This window comes from Synechococcus sp. BS56D, from assembly GCF_004332405.1.
GTDB lineage: Bacteria > Cyanobacteriota > Cyanobacteriia > PCC-6307 > Cyanobiaceae > Synechococcus_C.
Window position 1 is genome coordinate 366256 of the sequence record NZ_PHQU01000002.1, and the last position, 19282, is coordinate 385537.

Sequence of the window (19282 nt, forward strand, 5' to 3'; positions counted from 1 at the left end):
ATCAGGAGTGAAGGGCGGCAGCGGCAGCGGCCACGCCGGCGCCCACGCTCGTCTTATGGAGCCCCATGGTTTGCAACGTGGCCTCAATGGCGGCCACGGCTGTGAGTACATCGCGATCACAGACAAAGCCGAGATGGCCGATGCGGAACACCTGTCCCTTGAGGTGATCCTGACCGCCGGCGAGAAGGATGTCGAAGTGTTCTTTGACGCTCTTGCGCAGCACTTCGGCATCGATGCCCTCTGGAGCCACTGCGGTGATCGCCGGGCTGCCGTGTCCTTCAGCGGCATAAAGGGGCAGGCCGATCGCCTTCATGGCCGCCTGAGCAGCATCTCGATGGCGGGCATGACGCGCAAAGATCGCATCGAGGCCTTCCGCCTGCATCATTTCCAGGGCAGCCTCCAGAGCGAAGTAGAGGTTCACCGCCGGAGTGAACGGGTTGCTGTTTTTCGCTGCTGTTTTCCGGTAGGGCCCGAGATCCAGATAGAACTTCGGCAGGTCGGAGCGCTCGTAGGCCTGCCAAGCGCGCTCGCTCATGGCGACAAAGCTCAGACCTGGCGGCATCATGTACCCCTTCTGAGAGCCGGAGGCGACCACGTCGAGCCCCCAGGCATCCATGGGCACATTGCTGGCTCCCAGACTGGTGACGCAGTCGGCGATGGTCAGTGCTGTGCCATGGGCTTTGACATGACGGCTGATCGTCTCAAGGTCGTTGATCACCCCTGTGGAGGTTTCCGAGTGGGTGAGGATGACTGCACGGATACGCTTCTCGGTGTCGGCCTCCAAGGCGCTGCGGAAAGCTTCGGGATTCAGCGGTTGTCCCCACTCCGCTTTGATCACCTCCACGTCCAGGCCGTAGGCGCGCGCCACTTTCACCCAGCGCTCGCCGAATTTGCCGTTGTCACCGCAGAGAACCCGGTCACCGCGGCTCAGGGTGTTGATGATTCCCGCTTCCATCGCCGCCGTGCCGCTCCCGGTGATGACCAGCACGTCCCCTGTGGTCTGGTGCAGCCAGCGGAGCTGTTCGGTGGTGCGCTTGACCACGGCTTGGAATTCGCCGCTGCGGTGGCCGATGGGATGTCGCCCCAGTGCTTTGAGAACCGTTTCAGGCACCGGCGTGGGGCCCGGGATCATCAGGGTGAGCTTGTCCTGCACGGTCTCGGATCGGGAATCGGCCATTGTAAAAAACGATCTTCACAGGGCTTGTCACATTCCTCACTGGACGGCTGGTTGTGACTGCCATGGCTGAGACCTTTCCTCGGGATCAGTCGGGACTGACCCTGCCCGTCTGGGTGGCGGCGGCGGCCCGTGCTGCGGTGCAGATTCTGTGTGGTGAGCCTTTCCAGGCCCGGCAGACCCTTGAGGTTCCTGACCGTTCGGATCCCTTGGTTGTGGCCGTCCAGTCCGGCGCTCCTCTACGACCCGGCCATGACGCGTTGGCCATAAGTCGTTGTGATCCCGGTCCAGGGTTGGATCTGACCCGAGATCTCGAAATCTGGGTACGGGCTTCCTGGCGTGGACAGTCGCAAGGCGCTGACTGGTTGGAGCTGATTCCAGGGGAGGGTGTCGGGCGCCTCGAGGGTGATCAGCAGCTTTGCATTTCCGATTTCGCCCGTCGCCTGCTGCAGCTGAATCTCCGGCCGTTGCTCCCGGAGGGTCGTGGTCTGCGCCTGGATCTGATCCTGCCGGTCGGTCGCTCTCTAGCGGAGCGCACCAGCAATGCCGCTTTCGGGGTGGTGGATGGATTGGCTCTGATCGGGACCCAGGCCGAGGTGCAGGCCAGCGCCTCACCGGAGCAGCTCGCTCACACCCTGGACCAGCTCCGCGCCCTGACTCAGTCAGCGGGATTCAAGGGCGACCTGGTGCTTGTGATCGGTGAGAACGGCAGGGACCTGGCTCGTCGCAGCGGACTGGTGGATCAGGCTCCCGTGCTTAAGGCGGGCAATTGGATCGGTCCATTGCTAGTGGCGGCAGCGGAAGTCGGTGTGCAGAACCTGCTGTTGCTTGGCTACCACGGCAAATTGATCAAGCTGGCCGGTGGCATCTTTCACACCCATCACCATCTGGCGGATGGCCGGCTCGAGGTGCTCATGGCCCTCGCGATTGAGCAGGGCTGGCCCGCCGAGCGGGTGCGGCCTCTGATGGAGCTCGCTTCCGTGGAGGCGGCTCTGCAGGAGTTGGACGCTTGGAATCGGGAACGCACAAGGGCGCTCTGGCAAGCGATCGCGGGCGCTGTCGAAGCCCGCAGCCAGAGCTACCTCGCCCGTTACGGCTCCTGGCCTCTAGAGATCGGCGCGGTGCTCTTTGACCGCTCCCGCCGGCTTCGTTGGGCCGGCCCACGGGGCCTGGCTTTCTTGGAGTGCTGGGGTGTGGAGCTCGAAGACCCCCACTGACCCTTCATTACGCTGAAGGGCACGACGGTCGATCCGTTCCGACCAACCTGCCGAGATGTCCCAGATCCAGCCCGATGGTCAGCGCAAGCCGGCCATCGTCATCCTTGATTTCGGTTCCCAGTATTCCGAGCTGATCGCCCGGCGCGTGCGCGAAACCGAGGTGTTCTCGGTGGTGATCGGCTACAGCACCACGGCTGAGGAGCTACGCCAACTGGCGCCGCAGGGGATCATCCTGAGCGGTGGCCCCAGCTCGGTGTATGCCGACGGGGCACCTCTCTGCGATCCAGCGATCTGGGATCTGGGTATTCCGGTGCTCGGGGTCTGCTACGGCATGCAGCTGATGGTGCAGCAGCTGGGTGGTCGGGTGGTCGCGGCCACCGGCAAGGCCGAATACGGCAAGGCTCCTCTGGTGGTGGACGATCCCACAGATCTGCTCACCAATGTCGACAACGGTTCGACCATGTGGATGAGCCATGGGGATTCCGTGGAGGCATTGCCGCCGGGTTTCGTGCGTTTGGCCCACACAGCCAACACCCCAGAAGCTGCGGTGGCGAACCACAACCGCAGGCTCTACGGCGTGCAGTTTCACCCCGAGGTGGTGCATTCCACCTGCGGCATGGCTTTGATCCGCAATTTCGTCTATCACGTCTGCGGTTGTGAGCCTGACTGGACAACCGCTGCGTTCATCGATGAGGCCGTCGCCCTGGTGCGGGAGCAGGTGGGTGACAAGCGAGTGCTTTTGGCTCTTTCCGGTGGTGTCGATTCCTCCACGCTCGCCTTTTTGCTCAAGAAGGCGATCGGAGATCAGCTCACCTGCATGTTCATCGATCAGGGCTTCATGCGGAAGGGTGAGCCGGAGTTCCTGATGGACTTCTTCGATCGCAAGTTCAACATTCACGTCGAGTACATCAACGCCCGTAAGCGATTTCTCGACAAGCTTCATGGCATCACCGATCCAGAAGAGAAGCGCAAGATCATTGGCACGGAATTCATCCGGGTGTTTGAAGAGGAGAGCAGGCGGCTTGGACCCTTTGATTACCTCGCCCAGGGCACCCTCTATCCCGATGTGATCGAGAGCGCCGGCACCAACGTCGACCCCAAGACCGGGGAGCGGGTGGCGGTGAAGATCAAGAGCCATCACAACGTGGGCGGACTGCCCAAGGACCTTCAGTTCAAACTGGTGGAACCCCTCCGCAAGTTGTTCAAGGACGAGGTGCGCAAGGTCGGCCGCAGTCTCGGGCTGCCGGAGGAGATTGTCCGTCGCCATCCATTCCCGGGCCCTGGTCTTGCGATTCGCATCCTTGGGGAGGTCACCAACGAGAAGCTCGATTGCCTGCGGGATGCCGATCTGATCGTGCGTGAGGAGATCAAGGAGGCTGGGCTGTATCACGAGATCTGGCAGGCCTTCGCTGTGCTGCTGCCGGTCCGTTCTGTGGGGGTGATGGGTGATAAGCGCACCTATGCCTGGCCGATCGTGCTCCGATGTGTCTCCAGCGAGGACGGCATGACCGCCGACTGGTCGCGACTACCGGCCGAGTTGCTGGAACGGATCTCCAACCGAATCGTCAATGAAGTGAAAGGGGTGAACCGGGTGGTGCTCGACATCACCAGCAAGCCGCCCGGAACGATTGAGTGGGAATGAGTGGTGGGGGCTGGTGATCGGCCCTGGCTGCCGATACCCTTAGCCCCCGGCCTGAAATGGTGTGACCGCTGCCCAACAGCAGGACCTGCAACTGCAGCGCCGATTGCAGCAGGACAGCATTCAGCTGGCAGGTAAGACCATCTACATCAATCCTTTCCTGTACTGGCGGCGTTTCGACAGCAACACCGATCGCTGGTTGCGGGAGCCCGGTCAGCTCAGTGAGGAGCAGATTCGGCAGAACCGCAGTCGCTTCTACCCCGAGCTGGCCTGGGATCTTCTCGATGAGGAGTCGCTGCAGATCAAGGATGGTGCTGTGGAGATGTTCCTCAAGAGCCTGGAACTGATCAGCACCTTTCACCCTGAACTCACCTCCGGCCAGCTGCTGGAGGTCGAGCGCAAGATGGCGATCACCAAAAAGCGGTCCTTTGAGCGTTGGGTGGAGAAGTCCTATCGCCGTCGCTTCAAGCAGGAGGAGCGTGACCGTCGTCGTTTCGCCCGGGACCGCTTCCTGCGGGGCTGGCGGGAATGGTTGGTGCAGGAAACCACCCGACAGGCGATGGTGCCGATGCTGGCTGTGATCGTGCTTGCCGCGGTTGGTGGCTGGACCTTTGGGGCTTCTCAGTCAAGTTGCCCCACGCTGGTGCTTCCTGCAGAGCAGACTGGAGGACGCTGAACGCGCCCTGGCCCATGGCCGACCCACGCCCACTGGATGCTGTCCGGCTGACGTTGATGCAGGACGTGTTGCCGATGGGTTTGGCCCTGGTGGAACGGGTCCGCCGTGGGGGCGCTGCTGGCTTAGTGGAAACGTTCACCACATCGGCGGATCCTTTTCAGGATCTGCGCACCGAGGGAGAACCAGGAGCTCGTGATCTTCGTGATCGACTGGATCAGGTGAGCCCGGGGCTTGGTAATCCGGTGATGCAGGTGTCGGTGGAGGTGGATCCTGTGGCACCGGAACCGGCCGCTGATGATCGGGCTGAATTACAGCGGGTGTTGATTCGCATTGATGATCAGCTGGCGCAACTGCGCCAGCTGATGGCCTCCTGAGGGGGCGCGGACGGCAGATCTCATGGCACGATCCGGCCTCGGCAATCGCAACAGCTCGCGCAGCAGCCAAGCGCGGAGCAGCCAATCGCGCAACAGCGGCCTCAACCAGCAGCCCCTAGTGCTTCTGGGTGTGGTGCTGGTGTTCTGCGGAGCAATGCTGGCTCGCCTCACCTGGCTGCAGGTGTTCGAGGGGGCCCACTACAGGGAACTGGCGGATGAAAACCGAATCCGCCTGGTCCCCCGTTCGCCCATCCGCGGACGTCTGCTCGATCGCGAGGGACGGGTTCTGGCGTCTAGCAAGCTCACCTATTCGCTTTACCTGGAGCCCCGATTGGTGAGTGACCGCCAGTGGCCGGATCTGCGCGATCGCCTGGCGACATTGCTCAACCTTTCGGCTGCTGAGCTCGATCAGAGGCGTGCTCAGGGGGTAGATCGGGATGGCTACCGGATCACCCTGGGCACGGATCTGACTTCGGAGCAGGTGCTGCGTTTCCGCGAGCAGGCGCTTGGGTTGAAGGGGGCCCAGGTGGATGTGGACATCCTGCGCTCCTATCCCTACGGCACTCTGGCGGCCCATGCTCTCGGTTACACCCAGCCGATCACTGAGCAGGAATACAAACAGCTGGCCGACAAGGGCTACAAGATCCGTGATCGCATCGGACGCACCGGCGTCGAGGCCGCCTACGAACGTCAGCTACGGGGCAAGTGGGGTGGTCAGATGCTCGAGGTCAATGCGATGGGCGAGGTGCAGCGCAGCCTCGGCGATCGCCCGTCTGTGGCCGGCAAGGATCTCACGCTCACGCTGGATCTAGATCTTCAGAAGGTGGCGGAGCAGGCTTTGGCGGACAAACCAGGCGGAGCGATTGTGGCCATGGATCCCCGCACTGGAGCTGTGCTGGCTCTAGCCAGCAAACCCAATTTCGATCCCAATTTCTTTTCCAAGCTGGTCACCACCCAGAAGGAGTACGACGCCCTCTTCTCCAATCCGGCTAAACCGCTCCTGAGCAGGGCGATGAATCCGTATGACCCTGGCAGCACCTGGAAAGCGGTGACGGCCATGGCCGGGATGGAGTCCGGCAAGTTCCCCCCTGAAACGAAGTTGCAGACCGCTGCCTGCATCACCTACGGCGGCCACTGCTTTCCCGATCACAACGGAGCCGGGTTCGGCCTGATCGGTTACGCCGATGCCCTGCGCTTCTCGAGCAATACCTTCTTCTATCAGGTGGGTGTTGGGGCTGGTTCCAAGGCCCTGAAGAAGGCCGCCACCGCCCTTGGCTTTGGTGGCAAAAGTGGCATTGAGATCGGCTGGGAGGAGAGCGTTGGTCTTGTGGGTGATCAGGATTGGGCCGCGGCTGGCCGTGGCTGGGCGAAGCCAGGCACCACCCCCTGGATCCCGGAGGACATGGCCAGTGCGTCGATTGGGCAGTCGGTGGTGCAGATCACTCCTCTGCAGTTGGCGCGGGCCTATTCCGTGTTTGCCAATGGCGGTTGGCTGGTCACGCCTCATCTGGCTGATCAGGGTCTCGACTGGACCAGTCCCTCCCGTCGCACCAAGGTGGCGATGAAACCCGCCACCCTCGCCAAGATTCGCGAAGGCCTGCGCAAGGTGGTCTCTGATGGCACGGGTGCCGGTTTGAACGGGCCTGGAATTCCTCCCGCTGGTGGCAAGACGGGTACAGCGGAAGACAGCACCGGCGGTCCGGACCACGCCTGGTTCGCCACCTATGCGCCCTATCCGGAAGGCCAGATCGTGATTGTGGCCTTCGCCCAGAACACCCCGGGTGGTGGCTCCGTCCATGCCCTTCCGATGGCCAAGAAGGTCATGGAGGTCTGGAACCGCAAGCGTGGGGCTAGGCCCTGATCCGGAGGGGTGTTGATCAGGCGGCGCTGATCTGATCGGTTTTGAGCACGCCCCGGTAATAGGTGCGAAGTTGCTCGGTGGCACCGGCCCACCCCCAGCGCTCGGCTTCGCTGCGCGCGGAACGGCGCAGGGCTTGCCGTTCGAGATCGTTGCCGAGTAAGCGTTGGGTGGCGTTGATCAGGCTTGCGGCTCCACCGTCAGCGCCATCGGGCTCGTAGAGGCAGCCGTTGATGCCATCGCTGATGATGTCAGGGATGCCGCCACGGTTGGCGCCCACCACCGGGCAACCGGCGGCCATCGCTTCCAGCAGCACCAGTCCGAGGGTTTCGGTGCTGGAGGGGAACAGGAAGGCGTCGCCGCTGGCGTAGGCGCTGGCCAGCTCTTCATCTGCCAGGTAGCCCACGAAGGTGGTGGCGGTTCCCTCGAAATGGCGTTCAAGCTGCTGGCGGTGGGGGCCATCGCCCACCAGGGCCAGGCGTGCATCCGGCAGGGCTTCAAGCACGGGCTTGATGCGCTCGATTTGCTTTTCTGCGGAAAGGCGACCCACGTAGAGCAACAGGGCGCCACGGTCATCGTGTTCGCCGAGCAGGCGGCGACGCATGTCGGCCTGACGCAGCTCCGGACGGAACAGATCCGTGTCGACCCCGCGCTGCCAGAGGGCGGTGTGTTGGATGCCCTTCTCACTCAGCTCTTTCACCATGGCGGTGGACGTGCAGAGGTTGAGTTCTGCTTGGTTGTGGGCGGCTTTGAGCAGTTCCCAGAGCAGGGGCTCGAGCATGCCCATGCCGTAGTGCTCGAGGTATTTGGGTAAGTGGGTGTGGTAGCTCGCGATCAAAGGGATCGACTTGTTTTTTGCCAGCCAGATGCCTCCAAGCCCGAGCACAGCCGGATTCACCACGTGCACCAGATCCGGTTGGAAGGCGTCGATGGCTTCCGACACGGCAGGCCTGGGCAAGGCAAGCTTCAGCTCGGGGTACAGGGGCAGAGGCATGGCCGGCACTCCCATGACCCGAGCACCCATGTAGTGGCTGGGCGCTCCCTCCGGACAGAACACCAGGACTTCATCGCCGGCATCCACCAGGTGTTTCACCGTTTTGGTCAGACGGGTGACGATCCCATCCACCTTCGGCAGAAACGTTTCGGTGAAAAAGGCGATCTTCACGGGTTAAACGGGCGTGCAGGGGGAGCGTTCAGGCCTTGACCCCGATCGCTTCTGCCTGTTTGTTGGTCCAGGCTGACACGCAGGGGATGCGCTTGCGGTCGCAGCGGTCGGAGTAGCGGGTGGCGATCTCCACCACTTCCTTGAGCAGGCCGTCATCAAGGGTGGTGGGGTTCAGACCCAGCTCGATGAAGCAGCGGTTGTCAACGATCAGGTCGTTTTCCACGGCCTCGTTGCGAGGGTTAGGCAGGTGGTTGATCTCAGCGCCGGTCAGCGCGGCCACCTTCTTGGCCAGTTCACCCACTTGATGACTTTCGGTCATTTGGTTGAAGATCTTCACCCGTTCTCCCTTCGATGGAGGATTTTCGAGCGCCAGCTGCACACAGCGCACAGAGTCGCGGATGTGGATGAAGGCGCGGGTTTGGCCGCCGGTTCCGTGGACGGTGAGTGGGTAGCCGATGGCTGCCTGCATCAGGAAGCGGTTGAGCACCGTGCCGTAATCGCCGTCGTAATCGAAGCGGTTGGTCAGACGTGGATCGCGGTCCGTTGCATCGGTGTTGGTGCCCCACACGATCCCCTGGTGGAGATCGGTGATTCGTACCAGATCGTTTTTGTTGTAGTAAAGGAAGAGCAGCTGATCGAGCGTCTTGGTCATGTGATAGACGCTGCCCGGGCTGGCGGGATGGAGGATTTCTTCCTCGAAGCGGCTGCCATCGGGTTGGGGCACCTCAACCTTGAGATATCCCTCGGGGATCGTGGCGCCCCGATGGGAGCCATAGCCGTAGACGCCCATGGTGCCGAGGTGCACCACATGGATATCCAGACCGCTTTCCACGATGGCGGCCAGCAGGTTGTGGGTTCCATTGACATTGTTGTCAACGGTGTAGCGCTTGGTGGCGCTGCTCTTCATGGAATAAGGAGCGGCCCGTTGCTCAGCGAAGTGCACCACGGAGTCGGGCTTTTCTTCGATCAGCAGATCGAGCAGCCGCTGATACTCATGGGCGATGTCCATGTGCACGAAGCGCATGGGCCTGCCGCCGGTCTCCTGCCAGGCCTGAAGGCGTACGCCGATGCTGGTGATTGGTGTGAGCGACTCGACTTCGAGATCGATGTCGATCTTGCGGCGGCTGAGGTTGTCGATGATCACGACCTCATGGCCCTGATCCGCCAGGTTCACAGCACACGGCCAGCCACAGAAGCCGTCACCGCCGAGAACGAGAACTTTCACCCCAAACTCCTGCTGAAGCGTGCGAGCCGCTGATCTGAGGCAAGCTACTACAGGCTTTTCAGCTGATGGCCACGGAGACCGCCATCAGGGCCACCACAAGCACGGCGCCGGCCATGATCAGCAGGCGGGAGGCGTTGCTGCGGCTGGATGATTCAGCTATCACTTCCATTCGCGGTTCTTTTGCGAAGGCATTCAGGCGGCCGCCGTCTTCTTGGGTGACCTGCATGGCCAGGCATTGCATCTGAGCAGGAACCTATGGGCGCAGGCCTGTTCTGGTGCGCTTCTGCCACGCAGCTTCACGGCCAGTGATCGTTCGTTACCTGACCTGGCCGGTGGTGGGTGAGCTCGCTGAGGCGTCCTGGCGCTGAGGCAGGCGTCCGGCTATGCGGGCCCATCGGCCTGCCTGCACGGCAGCAGCCATCGCTTCGGCCATGGTGGCGGGATCCCCCGCCAGGGCAATGGCGCTGTTCACGAGCACGGCATCGGCACCCATCTCAAGGGCCTGGGCCGCTTCGCTGGGTACACCGATCCCTGCATCCACCACGACAGGCACGCCAGCGTTTTCGATGATCAGGGCAATGTTGGCCGCATTGCGCAGCCCTTGGCCTGAGCCGATCGGTGAGCCAAGGGGCATCACCGTCGCGCATCCCACCGCCTCGAGTCGTCGGGCCAGCAATGGATCGGCATTGATGTAGGGGAGCACGGTGAAGCCCTCCTTCACCAGCTGCTCTGCCGCCTCGAGGGTTCCGAAGGGATCGGGCAGGAGGTGGCGGCTGTCGGGGATCACCTCCAGCTTCACGAAGTTGTTGTCTTCCTGGCCGGCAAGCTTGGCCAGCTCCCGGCCGAGGCGGGCAACCCGGACCGCTTCCTCGGCTGTGGTGCAGCCGGCGGTGTTCGGCAGCATCCAGATTCGAGACCAGTCGATCGCCTCCATCAGGCCGGCATGGCCTTCGGCTACGGCCTGCACCCGACGCACCGCGACGGTGACCATGTCACAACTTGAGCGCTCGAGACTGGCCTGCATCGTGGCCAGATCCGGGTATTTGCCCGTCCCGGTGAACAGACGGCTCCTGAAGGTGCGGCCTCCAATTAAGAGCGGGTCGTCATTCAGCAGTGGCTTGACGGGCTGTGGAGTCGGATCCATGGGCTTGCGGCGGATTGGTGTGAGAACCGGATCAGGGAGCGTTCCCGTCGGATCGGATGGCTCTACCGTGCGCCCATCATCCATTTCTATGCATGCCGATTCCAGTCGCCGTGGATCTGCCGGTAGAGACTCCGGTGGTCTTTGAGAACCAGCTGCCCCTGGATGCCTCCCAGCTGGCTGTGCCAATGGTGCTTGAGGGGTCTGTCGAGAATTTCGATCCGATCGCCCGTGCAGCCTCCCTGGCAGCCGCGATGCCCCGCCAGTGGTGCGGCTCTTACCGCTCCTTTGAGGGCGGCGGAAAGCTGCCGGTGCAGGTGACGCTGGCCAGCGTGCAGCCCTTTGGTCAGATGGTCGCGGTGCGTGGCGACATGCGGATCGGTGAGGTGACCACGGCGGTGCAGGGCAACCTCAACGCCAAATCCGACCAGCTGGATCTGCTGCCCCTGTCTGATCAGCTCACCGCCGGCCTCGAGCCAGGCGGTGCCTTTCTGGGATTGCAGGGGGCAACCCTCGCCGGTTGGATGGCTCCGCGGATGACTAGCCCCGGTGGTCGCTTGAACCTTGCGGCCAGTTGCCCGGCTTCAGAATCCCTTCCCGTTCGCGGCCTCTGGTGAATTGCCGCTTTCAGGCTTACGGCTCAAGCGCTGTTCAATCCGCTTGAGCCGTTTTTTGGCTGTTCCATTGTTGGGTTCGAGGCTCAAGCAACGCCGATACAGCTCAGCAGCCTCTTCCGGTTGCAGGAGACGCTCTTGGGCGAAGGCCAGATTGTTGAGGGCGACGGGATAGTCGGCCTTGGCCTGCAGGGCGGATTTGTAGTGCTTCACAGCTGCCTGAAAGTCCTTCTGGGCTGCGAGCGAGAAGCCCAGGGCGTTCTCCACAAGGGCCCGAGCTTCATCCGGTTCTCCGGAGAGTCGTTTCAGGGCTTGCCTCAGATTGGCGGTGGCCTGGGGATAGAGGCGTTTGCGCAGCTGAACGGAGGCGAGCTCATAGAGCTGACCTGCATTACGCGATGACGCAGCTCCGTCCTGTTCAAGGCGGATGAGGGAAAGCTCATCACGGCGCACACGCAAGAGCTGGCGACCGACCACAACAGCCACGATCGCCAGCAGTGCAATCAGACCCAGCAGGTAGGTCTGCGGAACGAGGATGTCCATCACGAAGGGCTCCTCGGATCAGTTTGAGCTCAAGCCTTGGCGGCCGTCACCACAGTGGTGAAGGTGCCGGGATCGGCCACGGCGAGTTGGGCAAGCATCTTGCGATTGATGCGCACATCGGCCTTCTTGAGACCACCGATCAGACGGCTGTAGCTCAGACCGTTCAGGCGGGCCGCAGCGTTGATGCGGGCAATCCAGAGGCGGCGGAAATCGCGCTTGCGACGACGGCGATCACGGTAGGCATTGCAGAGAGCCTTCATGACCCGCTGATTGGCGGTACGGAACAGGGTTCCGTTGCTGCCGCGGAATCCACGGGCTAGGCGGAGGATCTTGTTGCGACGCTTGCGGGCGACGTTGCCTCTCTTGACGCGGGCCATTCGGGTAAGAAATCAGAATCGAACGTTGAGATGCCTTGGAATTCAGGCGTAGGGCATCATCAGGGCCACACGATCTTCATCGGTGCGGTCCACAACAGCCTTCGTGCCCAGGTGGCGCTTCAGCTTCGGGCTCTTGTGATCGAGCAGGTGGTTGCGGAAGGCCCGGCGACGCATGAATTTGCCAGTTGCCGTCGCCTTGAACCGCTTTGCGGCAGCTTTGCGGGTCTTGAGCTTGGGCATGTCTCTGGCTGCGCGTGGCACAAACGACAACAATACGCCCTCAACCTCCCCCCATCCATGCCACGCCCTTCTGCAGCTCTGAGGCAGGGATCGATCCTGCAGGCACTCCTGCTCATCGCAGCGGTTGCAGGTGGTTGCCGGGCCCAGGAGCTGCAGGCACCGCCCCCGAAGGAGTCCCCGGTCGAGCGGCCTACCCACCGCGTGGTGGCGCAGCCGCCCTCAGCACGGAAGGATCGGCTCTGGGTGGCCCTCGAGGACCATCTCGGTCGTGGTGCTGGCCAGGGGGCGCCGGTGCCCCTGTTGACCCTGCAAAGCGCGGGAGTAGCTCCGCTGGTGTTGCGGTCTCCAGGAATCAAGGAGCCGTTGCAAACCGCTGCCCGTCTCCGCTTCAGCTGGCGTTCGGGCCCCCGCCAAGCGCCATTGGAGCTCGCGCGTCAGGTGGCTGGACCCTTTGCCAGCTTTGAATCCGCCGAGCGGGTGGCCACCCGCTGGCGCGGTCAGGGAGTGCAGGCCTTGGTGGCCCATCCCAATGAATGGGAGGTTTGGGCCCCTGAAGCAGCGCTGCCGCTCCCGGATGTTCCTGTCCGTCGCGTGAGGGAAACGTTGACGATGTCCATTCAGCCTGTGCTGGAGGGGGCCAAAGGTGGCCGAACGCTTCAGGGACCTCTGCTAATTGAGGCCCCCGACGGTCTGCGCTGGAAGGGGGGCGTGATGCGCGGACCCTTCAGGCTCCAAGCGGATGCCTATGGCAGCTGGACATTGCTCGAGCAGGTGCCCTTGGAGCGTTATTTGGAAGGGGTGGTGCCCCATGAGATCGGTGCCGGCTCGCCAGCGGCGGCACTTGAGGCCCAGGCGGTGCTGGCCCGCACCTGGGCGCTTGCCAACAGCCATCGTTTCGCCATCGATGGCTATCACCTCTGCAGCGACACCCAGTGCCAGGTGTACAGCGATCCTCGGCAGGCCGGGGCATCGGTGCGTCAGGCCATTAAGGCCACGGCTGGTCAGGTGCTCCAGTGGCAGGGTTCGCCGATCAGTGCCGTGTATCACGCATCCAACGGTGGGGTGATGGCGGGAGTGAATGAGGCCTGGGCGATGCCATCTGTGCCTTATCTGCGCAGCCAGGCTGATGGTGGCAAGTCCTGGACCGGGTCCGTGCTCGTCCCCGTTCCGAATCAGGCAGCGGTCGAGGCCTTGCTGAAGAGGACAACTGGCGCCTATGGCTCCGGACATCCCCGCTTCCGCTGGACCCGCACTTACAGCGCGGCTCAACTGCAGGGTGCCTTGGCTGCTCAGGCGCCCCGCCTTGGGGTGGTGCAAGCGGTCAGCGTGCTGGAGCGGGGTCCGAGTGGTCGGGTTTTGGCCTTACAAGTGGTTGGAGATGGTCCTGGCTCACCCGTGGTGCTGCGACTGGATGGGATCCGCCGCAGCTTGCGACGTCTTCCCAGCACGTTGATGGTGGTGGAGCCTGCTGGTGCAGGGGTCTGGCGTTTCCGGGGCGGTGGTTTCGGCCACGGGGCCGGTCTCTCTCAGGCTGGAGCGATTGATCTGGCCCGTCAGGGCTGGTCGGTGGAGCGCATCCTGCAGCACTACTACCCCGGCACAACGCTTGTTCCTCTGTCGGCTCTCAGGAAGGCCCCTTAGAGTCCCGGCATTCCGGGATGCTTAATGGCCGTGGCCGCAGTGACTGGCGATCACCGACGCGGCAAGACGGCCCTGTTCCTAGCCGCCTGTGGCTGTGCTGGAGCTGCGCCCCATTGGTTGGATCCCGCCCGCAGTCTCCTGCCGGCGATCACCCTCGCCGTGGTGCTGGGTGGCTATGGCTTGCGAACCGTGCTGCGAGGACGCGGTGCGGCATCTGTTGACCCTGGCAGTGCAACCACGCCGCTGGATACCGGCACCTGGCCTGCGGTGGATGTGGTTGTGGGTGCCCGTGATGAGGAGGCTGTGATCGCTCGGCTGGTGGAACGGCTAGCGGCTCTGCGGTATCCCGCTGACAGGCTCAGCTTCTGGGTGGTGGATGACGGCAGTCAGGACCGCACTGGGGCGATTCTCGACGGGTTGCAGCAGCAGCATCCCCAACTGCGGGTCCTGCATCGTCCGCGCGGAGCCGGTGGCGGCAAGTCGGGTGCGTTAAACGCCGTGCTCAAGCAGCTTCGGGGCGACTGGTTGTTGGTGCTGGATGCCGATGCTCAACTCCAGGAGGACGTGCTCGAGCGCTTGTTGCCTTATGCGGTGGGTGGCGGCTGGTCGGCCGTGCAGTTGCGCAAGGCGGTGGTCAATGCGGGTCAGAGTCTGCTCACGCGCGTTCAGGCCATGGAAATGGCCCTCGATGCCTTGATTCAGCAGGGGCGTTTGCTGGGTGGCGGCGTGATGGAGCTGCGCGGGAACGGCCAGCTGCTTAGCCGTCGCAGCCTTGAGGCCTGCGGAGGTTTCAACGAAGACACAGTCACCGACGATCTCGACCTCAGCTTTCGCCTCCTGACCGAGGGATCTCGGATCGGCCTGCTCTGGGATCCACCTGTTCAGGAGGAGGCTGTTGAGTCGGTGCCGGCGCTCTGGAAGCAGCGGCAACGCTGGGCTGAAGGAGGTCTTCAGCGTTTCTTCGATTACTGGCCCCAGCTGTTGTCGAGTCGGTTGAGCCCGAGTCAGCGTCGTGATCTCGCCTGTTTCTTTCTGCTCCAGTACGCCCTGCCGGTGGTCTCGTTCGCCGATGCACTCACCAGTGCGGTGACTCGCACGATGCCGGCCTACTGGCCCCTGTCGATCGTTGCGTTCAGCGTGTCGGGTCTGGCCTATTGGCGTGGGTGCCGTCGGCACAGCGAAGGCCCGGAGCTGCCGAGCCCCGAGCCCCTGTCACTGCTGCTGGCGATTGCCTATCTAGGCCATTGGTTTGTGGTGATTCCTTGGGTGAGTGCCCGGATGGCCTTGTTCCCGAAGCGGTTGGTTTGGGCGAAGACCAGCCACCGGGGCGAGGCGACGGTCGAGGCCTAAACCTCAGCTCTGGCCGTCGAGATCCACGTCAACCACATCGCCATTGAAGAAATCGGCGAAGCGCTTCACTTTGTCGTCCATCGGTGAACTCAGGGGTCGCTGCTCCAGTGGTTGGTTGACGGGCATTTGGGCCACCGGAAGCTGTGGTTCGCCCGTGACGGTGGGTTTCGCATCGGGGGTGGTGGCAGTCGCTAGGGGGGCCGATGTCCGTGGGGTGGATGGGCCTGTGACGGGTTCGGCAGCCGAGGTCGGCTGACTGGTGTGGGGTTCCGGTGCGGCTGTGGGTTTGATTTCGCTGTTGACAGGCGCGGCAGGCGCTGTGATCTTCATGCGCTCACTCAGCGGGGTGACTGACGGACTGACCGGTGCGGCTGGGGTCAAGGTCCCGCTCTGGTTTTCCAGCACCAGCTGACGGTTGCCGCCCAGGGCGCGGCTGATCGCCTGCTCCAACAGGCTGGCGCGGCTCTGCACCATGCCCATCCAGTTGCCGGCCACCTGCACTACGGCGCGGTGGGCATCAATCCGTACCAGCTGGGCTTGCTGGGAGAGCAGCATGCGGGTGGAGGGCAGTTCCAGGCTCCCGAGGATCTGCTGCCAGAGCTCGCCAAGGTTGGTGGGGTCGGGTGGAGCAGCTGGCTCTGTGGCTGTCTCCGTCACGGGCTCAGCGACTGCCTCATCTGGCGTTGGGGCCTGTGTCTGGGTTGGAGGCAGGCTCACCGCCGCCTTCGCTGGGGCTGCAGGAGGAGCCACCGCTGGTGTGGCCGCAGGGGCTGAGTGAATACCTTGTGTTGGTTGGGCCTGAGACTCAGGTTCCGCCAGCAGACCGAGCAGCAGCACCTCCAGCCATAGACGCGGCTGCACACTGAGGCGGAGCTGTTGCTCACTGCCACGCAGGCGTGCTTGCCACTGGAGCAACCGCTGCCGGCCGATGCGTTGGGCCAGCGGCGGCAGTTGATCCCGGAACTGGGGTGAAACGCTGGTGAGTTCAGGCCTATCGGGAGCGGCGGCCATCAGCACTAGATCCCGCAAGATTCCCGCCAAGCCCTGCAGCACTGCTCCGGGATCGCGGCCGCGATCGAGCAGGCGCCTGCTGCTCTCCAGGAGAGGCAGTGGCTCACCAGCGGCCAGGGCTTCGCTGAGATGGATCAGTTCCTGTTCGGGTACGGCCCCCAGCAGTTCCCACACCGCATCGGCTTCGATCGGAGGTGGCAGCAGGCTGAGCTGATCCAGAAGGCTTTCGGCATCGCGCAGACCGCCCTGGGCCCTTTGCGCCACTACATGAAGGGCTTCCGGTTGAATCCCGATCGCTTCCTGTTCGGCAATCCAGCGCAGGTGGGCCTCGAGAGCCTCTAGGGGGATGCGCCGGAAATCAAAACGCTGGCAGCGGCTCAGGATCGTGGGCAGCACCCGCTGGGGATCGGTCGTCGCCAACACAAACACCACGCGCGGTGGTGGCTCCTCCAGGGTTTTCAGCAGGGCGTTGAAGGCGGCGGTGGAGAGCATGTGGCATTCGTCCACCACGTACACCTTCCAGCGGGCCTGCACCGGGGCAAAGCGGGAGCGCTCGATCAGGTCACGGATGTTGTCAACACCCGTATTCGAGGCAGCATCGATCTCGATCACATCGAGGGCGCTGCCGGCGGCGATCGTGGTGCACAGCTCACAGGTCCCGCAGGGCTCAGGTGTGGGTCCGTCGCTGCTCAGGCAGTTGAGCGAGCGGGCGAGGATCCTGGCGCTGGAGGTTTTACCTGTGCCCCGTGGGCCACTGAACAGATAGGCCGGAGCGATGCGATCGCTGCGTAGGGCGTGGCTGAGGGTGGCGGCAATCGCGTCCTGCCCCACCAGCTGATCAAACCGCTGAGGTCTGTACTTGTGATGCAGCGGCTGGTAGGCCTGACTCATGCGCTGCCGGCGGGACCCAGAGGTTACTCAGGTCTGCCCTGTTCCGATGTGGTCTCAGCGGCTTCCAGAAGCGCAACGATCTGTTGTTCCAGTTCCTCCACGGCGGCCAGTTCATCCGCCAGGGTCTGGCCGGCTTGGAGCAGGCGTCGGCTCTGGCGGTTGCCGCGATTCGAAGCGCCGCTATCGGGGCCGCCCCGGATCCAGCCCTCCGCTTGCTCCAGGGTTGTTTCCAGTTTTGCCAGCAGCCGTTGACGCAGTTGCTCGAGTTGGCTCAGGCCTCGGCGAGCCCGATCGCGGGAGGTCTGATCCACCAGGCCTTTGCCCAGCAGCAGGCGCAGGCCCGTGAGCAGGGCAGCGGGCATCAGTTGACCGAGGGCCAGGGCGCCCAAGCTGCCGGTGTGCAGCCAGTCCTCCACCTGGCCGCTGCGGTGGCGACCGGTCTTGCACCAGGTGGCGAAGTGTTCGCAATTGTTGAACAGCAGGTTGTAGTTCTGCTCGCCGATGCGGCTCATGGCGCGTCGGAGGGTGATGCCCGCTGGTGAGGCCTGTGGGTGGTCGACCACGCTGACCTCCTGGCCGCGGCTGAACTCTTGGAGAGAGCTGCGCAGGATTTCCCGACCCTCCAGGTAGTGGGCCACGCTGCCATCGCCCAGATCGATGCCGTGATGCAGAAACAGGCCGTGCTGCCGGGGAACCGTGAGATGGTCGGCGGCGGCCATGAAGGGTCAATCCACAGGGTTCAGGCTGATTCCTGCTGACGTTCGCTCCCCGGCAGTGGCAGTACCTTTCCGCCGGTGTGTTCCTCCACCATGGCGCGTGTCACGGTGAAGGACTTCACGTTTTTGCGTGAAGGCAAGTCGTACATCAGGTCGAGCATCAACTCTTCCACGATTCCGCGCAGGGCCCGGGCGCCGGTTTTGCGCCGGTGCGCTTCGCGAGCAATCGCCACGACCGCGTCGCTTTCGAAATCCAATTGCACATTGTCCATGCTCAACAGGGTGCGGAACTGCTTGACCAGCGCATCGCGGGGCTCGGTGAGGATCGATTCCAGCGCTTGTTCATCCAGGGGTTCCAGCACAGCGCTCACCGGCATGCGACCAATGAATTCCGGGATCAAGCCGTACTTCACGAGGTCGTCCGGCTCCAGATGGCGCAGCACCTGGGCTGCCTGCAGGTCGCGATTGGCCTTGTTGCGACCGCGCCCATCACTGCTGGGCACGAAGCCGATCGCATTGCGTCCGAGCCGCTTCTGCACCACGTCATCGAGGCCCACGAAGGCGCCGCCGCAGATGAAGAGGATCTGGCTGGTGTCGATCTGGATGCAGTCCTGATAAGGATGCTTGCGACCGCCCTGGGGAGGCACGTTGGCCACGGTGCCTTCCAACATCTTCAGGAGTGCTTGTTGCACCCCTTCGCCAGACACATCACGGGTGATCGATGGGTTCTCGCTCTTGCGGGCGATCTTGTCGATTTCATCGATGTAGATGATGCCGCGCTGGGCTTGTTCCACATCCATGTCGGCCTTCTGCAGAAGCCGCAGCAGGATGTTCTCGACGTCTTCCCCCACATAGCCGGCTTCGGTGAGGGTGGTGGCGTCGGCCACGGCGAAGGGCACATCCAGGAGTTCTGCCAGGGTCTGGGCCAGCAGGGTCTTGCCGCAGCCGGTGGGACCGATCAGCAGGATGTTGCTCTTGTGAAGTCGGGTGGCGGTCTGTTCGGTTTCGCCTTTGCCATCGCCTTGCCAGGCCAGGCGTTTGTAGTGGTTGTAAACCGCTACGGAAAGCACCTTCTTGGCCGATTCCTGACCGACCACCTGATGGTCGAGAAAGCTCTTGATCTCCTGTGGTTTGGGGATCGAGGCAAGGGTGGGGGCTGGCTTTGTGCTCTTGCGGGTGCCCTGGGCTGCCTTGCGGGAGGTTTCGGCTCCCTGGCGGGGGTTGCCCTGGGCATCGATCAGTTCTTCATCGAGGATCTCGTTGCAGAGATCGATGCATTCATCGCAGATGTACACGCCGGGACCGGCGATCAGCTTGCGTACTTGCTCCTGGGACTTGCCGCAGAAGGAGCACTTCAGATGGGCGTCGAATTTGGCCATCGGGCGCTGGTCGCTTCAAACGGGATAAGTCGGATCGACGGATGGTCGCGG

General features: G+C 63.2%; 19 protein-coding genes. 8 read left to right on the forward strand and 11 right to left on the reverse strand.

Annotation, left to right across the window (positions count from 1 at the left end; genetic code table 11):
* Position 1: 1 nt before the first annotated feature.
* Positions 2-1153 carry an alanine--glyoxylate aminotransferase family protein gene (locus CWE17_RS04500; RefSeq protein WP_131455250.1) on the reverse strand — a complete coding sequence of 384 codons (1152 nt, stop codon included), beginning with the start codon at positions 1151-1153 and terminating at the stop codon, positions 2-4.
* Positions 1154-1239: 86 nt separating this feature from the next.
* On the opposite strand from CWE17_RS04500, the gene cbiD reads away from it, so the two are divergent.
* From cbiD to mrdA, 5 genes are all read left to right on the forward strand, one after another.
* Complete coding sequence (gene cbiD, locus CWE17_RS04505; protein ID WP_131455141.1) at positions 1240-2391, forward strand: cobalt-precorrin-5B (C(1))-methyltransferase CbiD; 1152 nt, start codon at positions 1240-1242, stop codon at positions 2389-2391.
* A 55-nt stretch (positions 2392-2446) separates the two neighbouring features.
* On the forward strand, positions 2447-4033 hold the full coding sequence (guaA, locus tag CWE17_RS04510; protein WP_131455142.1) for a glutamine-hydrolyzing GMP synthase: 1587 nt from the start codon (positions 2447-2449) through the stop codon (positions 4031-4033).
* A gap of 61 nt (positions 4034-4094) precedes the next feature.
* Positions 4095-4706: a hypothetical protein gene (locus tag CWE17_RS04515; protein WP_131455143.1), complete on the forward strand. Its 612-nt coding sequence runs from the start codon at positions 4095-4097 to the stop codon at positions 4704-4706.
* A 14-nt stretch (positions 4707-4720) separates the two neighbouring features.
* Positions 4721-5080 carry a hypothetical protein gene (locus tag CWE17_RS04520; protein WP_131455144.1) on the forward strand — a complete coding sequence of 120 codons (360 nt, stop codon included), beginning with the start codon at positions 4721-4723 and terminating at the stop codon, positions 5078-5080.
* Between the two features lie 22 nt (positions 5081-5102).
* A complete protein-coding gene (gene mrdA / locus CWE17_RS04525; protein ID WP_164498740.1) occupies positions 5103-6941 on the forward strand; it encodes a penicillin-binding protein 2 in 1839 nt (612 codons plus the stop codon).
* A 16-nt stretch (positions 6942-6957) separates the two neighbouring features.
* Here mrdA and CWE17_RS04530 read toward each other — a convergent pair whose 3' ends face one another.
* The 4 genes from CWE17_RS04530 to CWE17_RS04545 all read right to left on the reverse strand — a co-directional run bounded on the left by CWE17_RS04530 (position 6958) and on the right by CWE17_RS04545 (position 10472).
* A complete protein-coding gene (locus tag CWE17_RS04530; RefSeq protein WP_131455145.1) occupies positions 6958-8103 on the reverse strand; it encodes a glycosyltransferase family 1 protein in 1146 nt (381 codons plus the stop codon).
* Positions 8104-8131: 28 nt separating this feature from the next.
* Positions 8132-9328: an NAD-dependent epimerase/dehydratase family protein gene (locus CWE17_RS04535; RefSeq protein ID WP_131455146.1), complete on the reverse strand. Its 1197-nt coding sequence runs from the start codon at positions 9326-9328 to the stop codon at positions 8132-8134.
* 58 nt (positions 9329-9386) lie between these two features.
* Complete coding sequence (psb34, locus tag CWE17_RS04540) at positions 9387-9554, reverse strand: photosystem II assembly protein Psb34 (protein ID WP_131455147.1); 168 nt, start codon at positions 9552-9554, stop codon at positions 9387-9389.
* A gap of 90 nt (positions 9555-9644) precedes the next feature.
* Positions 9645-10472, reverse strand: coding sequence for a thiazole synthase (locus tag CWE17_RS04545; RefSeq protein ID WP_131455148.1), 828 nt, complete (start codon positions 10470-10472; stop codon positions 9645-9647).
* Between the two features lie 92 nt (positions 10473-10564).
* Here CWE17_RS04545 and CWE17_RS04550 point away from each other — a divergent pair, with 92 nt between their 5' ends.
* Positions 10565-11086 (forward strand): hypothetical protein, encoded by a 522-nt coding sequence (locus tag CWE17_RS04550; protein WP_131455149.1) that lies wholly within the window; start codon positions 10565-10567, stop codon positions 11084-11086.
* Here the strand turns inward: CWE17_RS04550 and CWE17_RS04555 are convergent.
* Genes CWE17_RS04555 through rpmI form a run of 3 tightly spaced genes read right to left on the reverse strand, consistent with a single transcriptional unit; the run spans position 11054 to position 12243 of the window.
* Positions 11054-11626: a tetratricopeptide repeat protein gene (locus CWE17_RS04555; protein ID WP_131455150.1), complete on the reverse strand. Its 573-nt coding sequence runs from the start codon at positions 11624-11626 to the stop codon at positions 11054-11056. The genes CWE17_RS04550 and CWE17_RS04555 overlap by 33 nt on opposite strands.
* A 29-nt stretch (positions 11627-11655) precedes the next feature.
* Positions 11656-12003, reverse strand: a complete 348-nt coding sequence (gene rplT / locus CWE17_RS04560; RefSeq protein WP_131455151.1) for a 50S ribosomal protein L20 — start codon at positions 12001-12003, stop codon at positions 11656-11658.
* A gap of 42 nt (positions 12004-12045) precedes the next feature.
* Positions 12046-12243: a 50S ribosomal protein L35 gene (gene rpmI, locus CWE17_RS04565; protein WP_131455152.1), complete on the reverse strand. Its 198-nt coding sequence runs from the start codon at positions 12241-12243 to the stop codon at positions 12046-12048.
* Positions 12244-12300: 57 nt separating this feature from the next.
* Between rpmI and CWE17_RS04570 the strand changes: the two genes are divergently transcribed.
* Positions 12301-13884 (forward strand): SpoIID/LytB domain-containing protein, encoded by a 1584-nt coding sequence (locus CWE17_RS04570; RefSeq protein WP_131455153.1) that lies wholly within the window; start codon positions 12301-12303, stop codon positions 13882-13884.
* Between the two features lie 24 nt (positions 13885-13908).
* Entirely contained in the window at positions 13909-15234 is a 1326-nt protein-coding gene (locus CWE17_RS04575) for a glycosyltransferase family 2 protein (RefSeq protein ID WP_131455154.1), read from the forward strand.
* A 3-nt stretch (positions 15235-15237) separates the two neighbouring features.
* Here CWE17_RS04575 and CWE17_RS04580 read toward each other — a convergent pair whose 3' ends face one another.
* Genes CWE17_RS04580 through clpX form a run of 3 tightly spaced genes read right to left on the reverse strand, consistent with a single transcriptional unit; the run spans position 15238 to position 19231 of the window.
* A complete protein-coding gene (locus CWE17_RS04580; RefSeq protein ID WP_131455155.1) occupies positions 15238-17136 on the reverse strand; it encodes a DNA polymerase III subunit gamma/tau in 1899 nt (632 codons plus the stop codon).
* Positions 17137-17159: 23 nt separating this feature from the next.
* Positions 17160-17855, reverse strand: a complete 696-nt coding sequence (locus CWE17_RS04585) for a lecithin retinol acyltransferase family protein (protein WP_131455156.1) — start codon at positions 17853-17855, stop codon at positions 17160-17162.
* Positions 17856-17875: 20 nt separating this feature from the next.
* The gene (clpX, locus tag CWE17_RS04590) at positions 17876-19231 is read right to left on the reverse strand and encodes an ATP-dependent protease ATP-binding subunit ClpX (protein WP_131455157.1); all 1356 of its coding nucleotides are present in this window, start codon (positions 19229-19231) and stop codon (positions 17876-17878) included.
* Between the last annotated feature and the right edge of the window lie 51 nt (positions 19232-19282).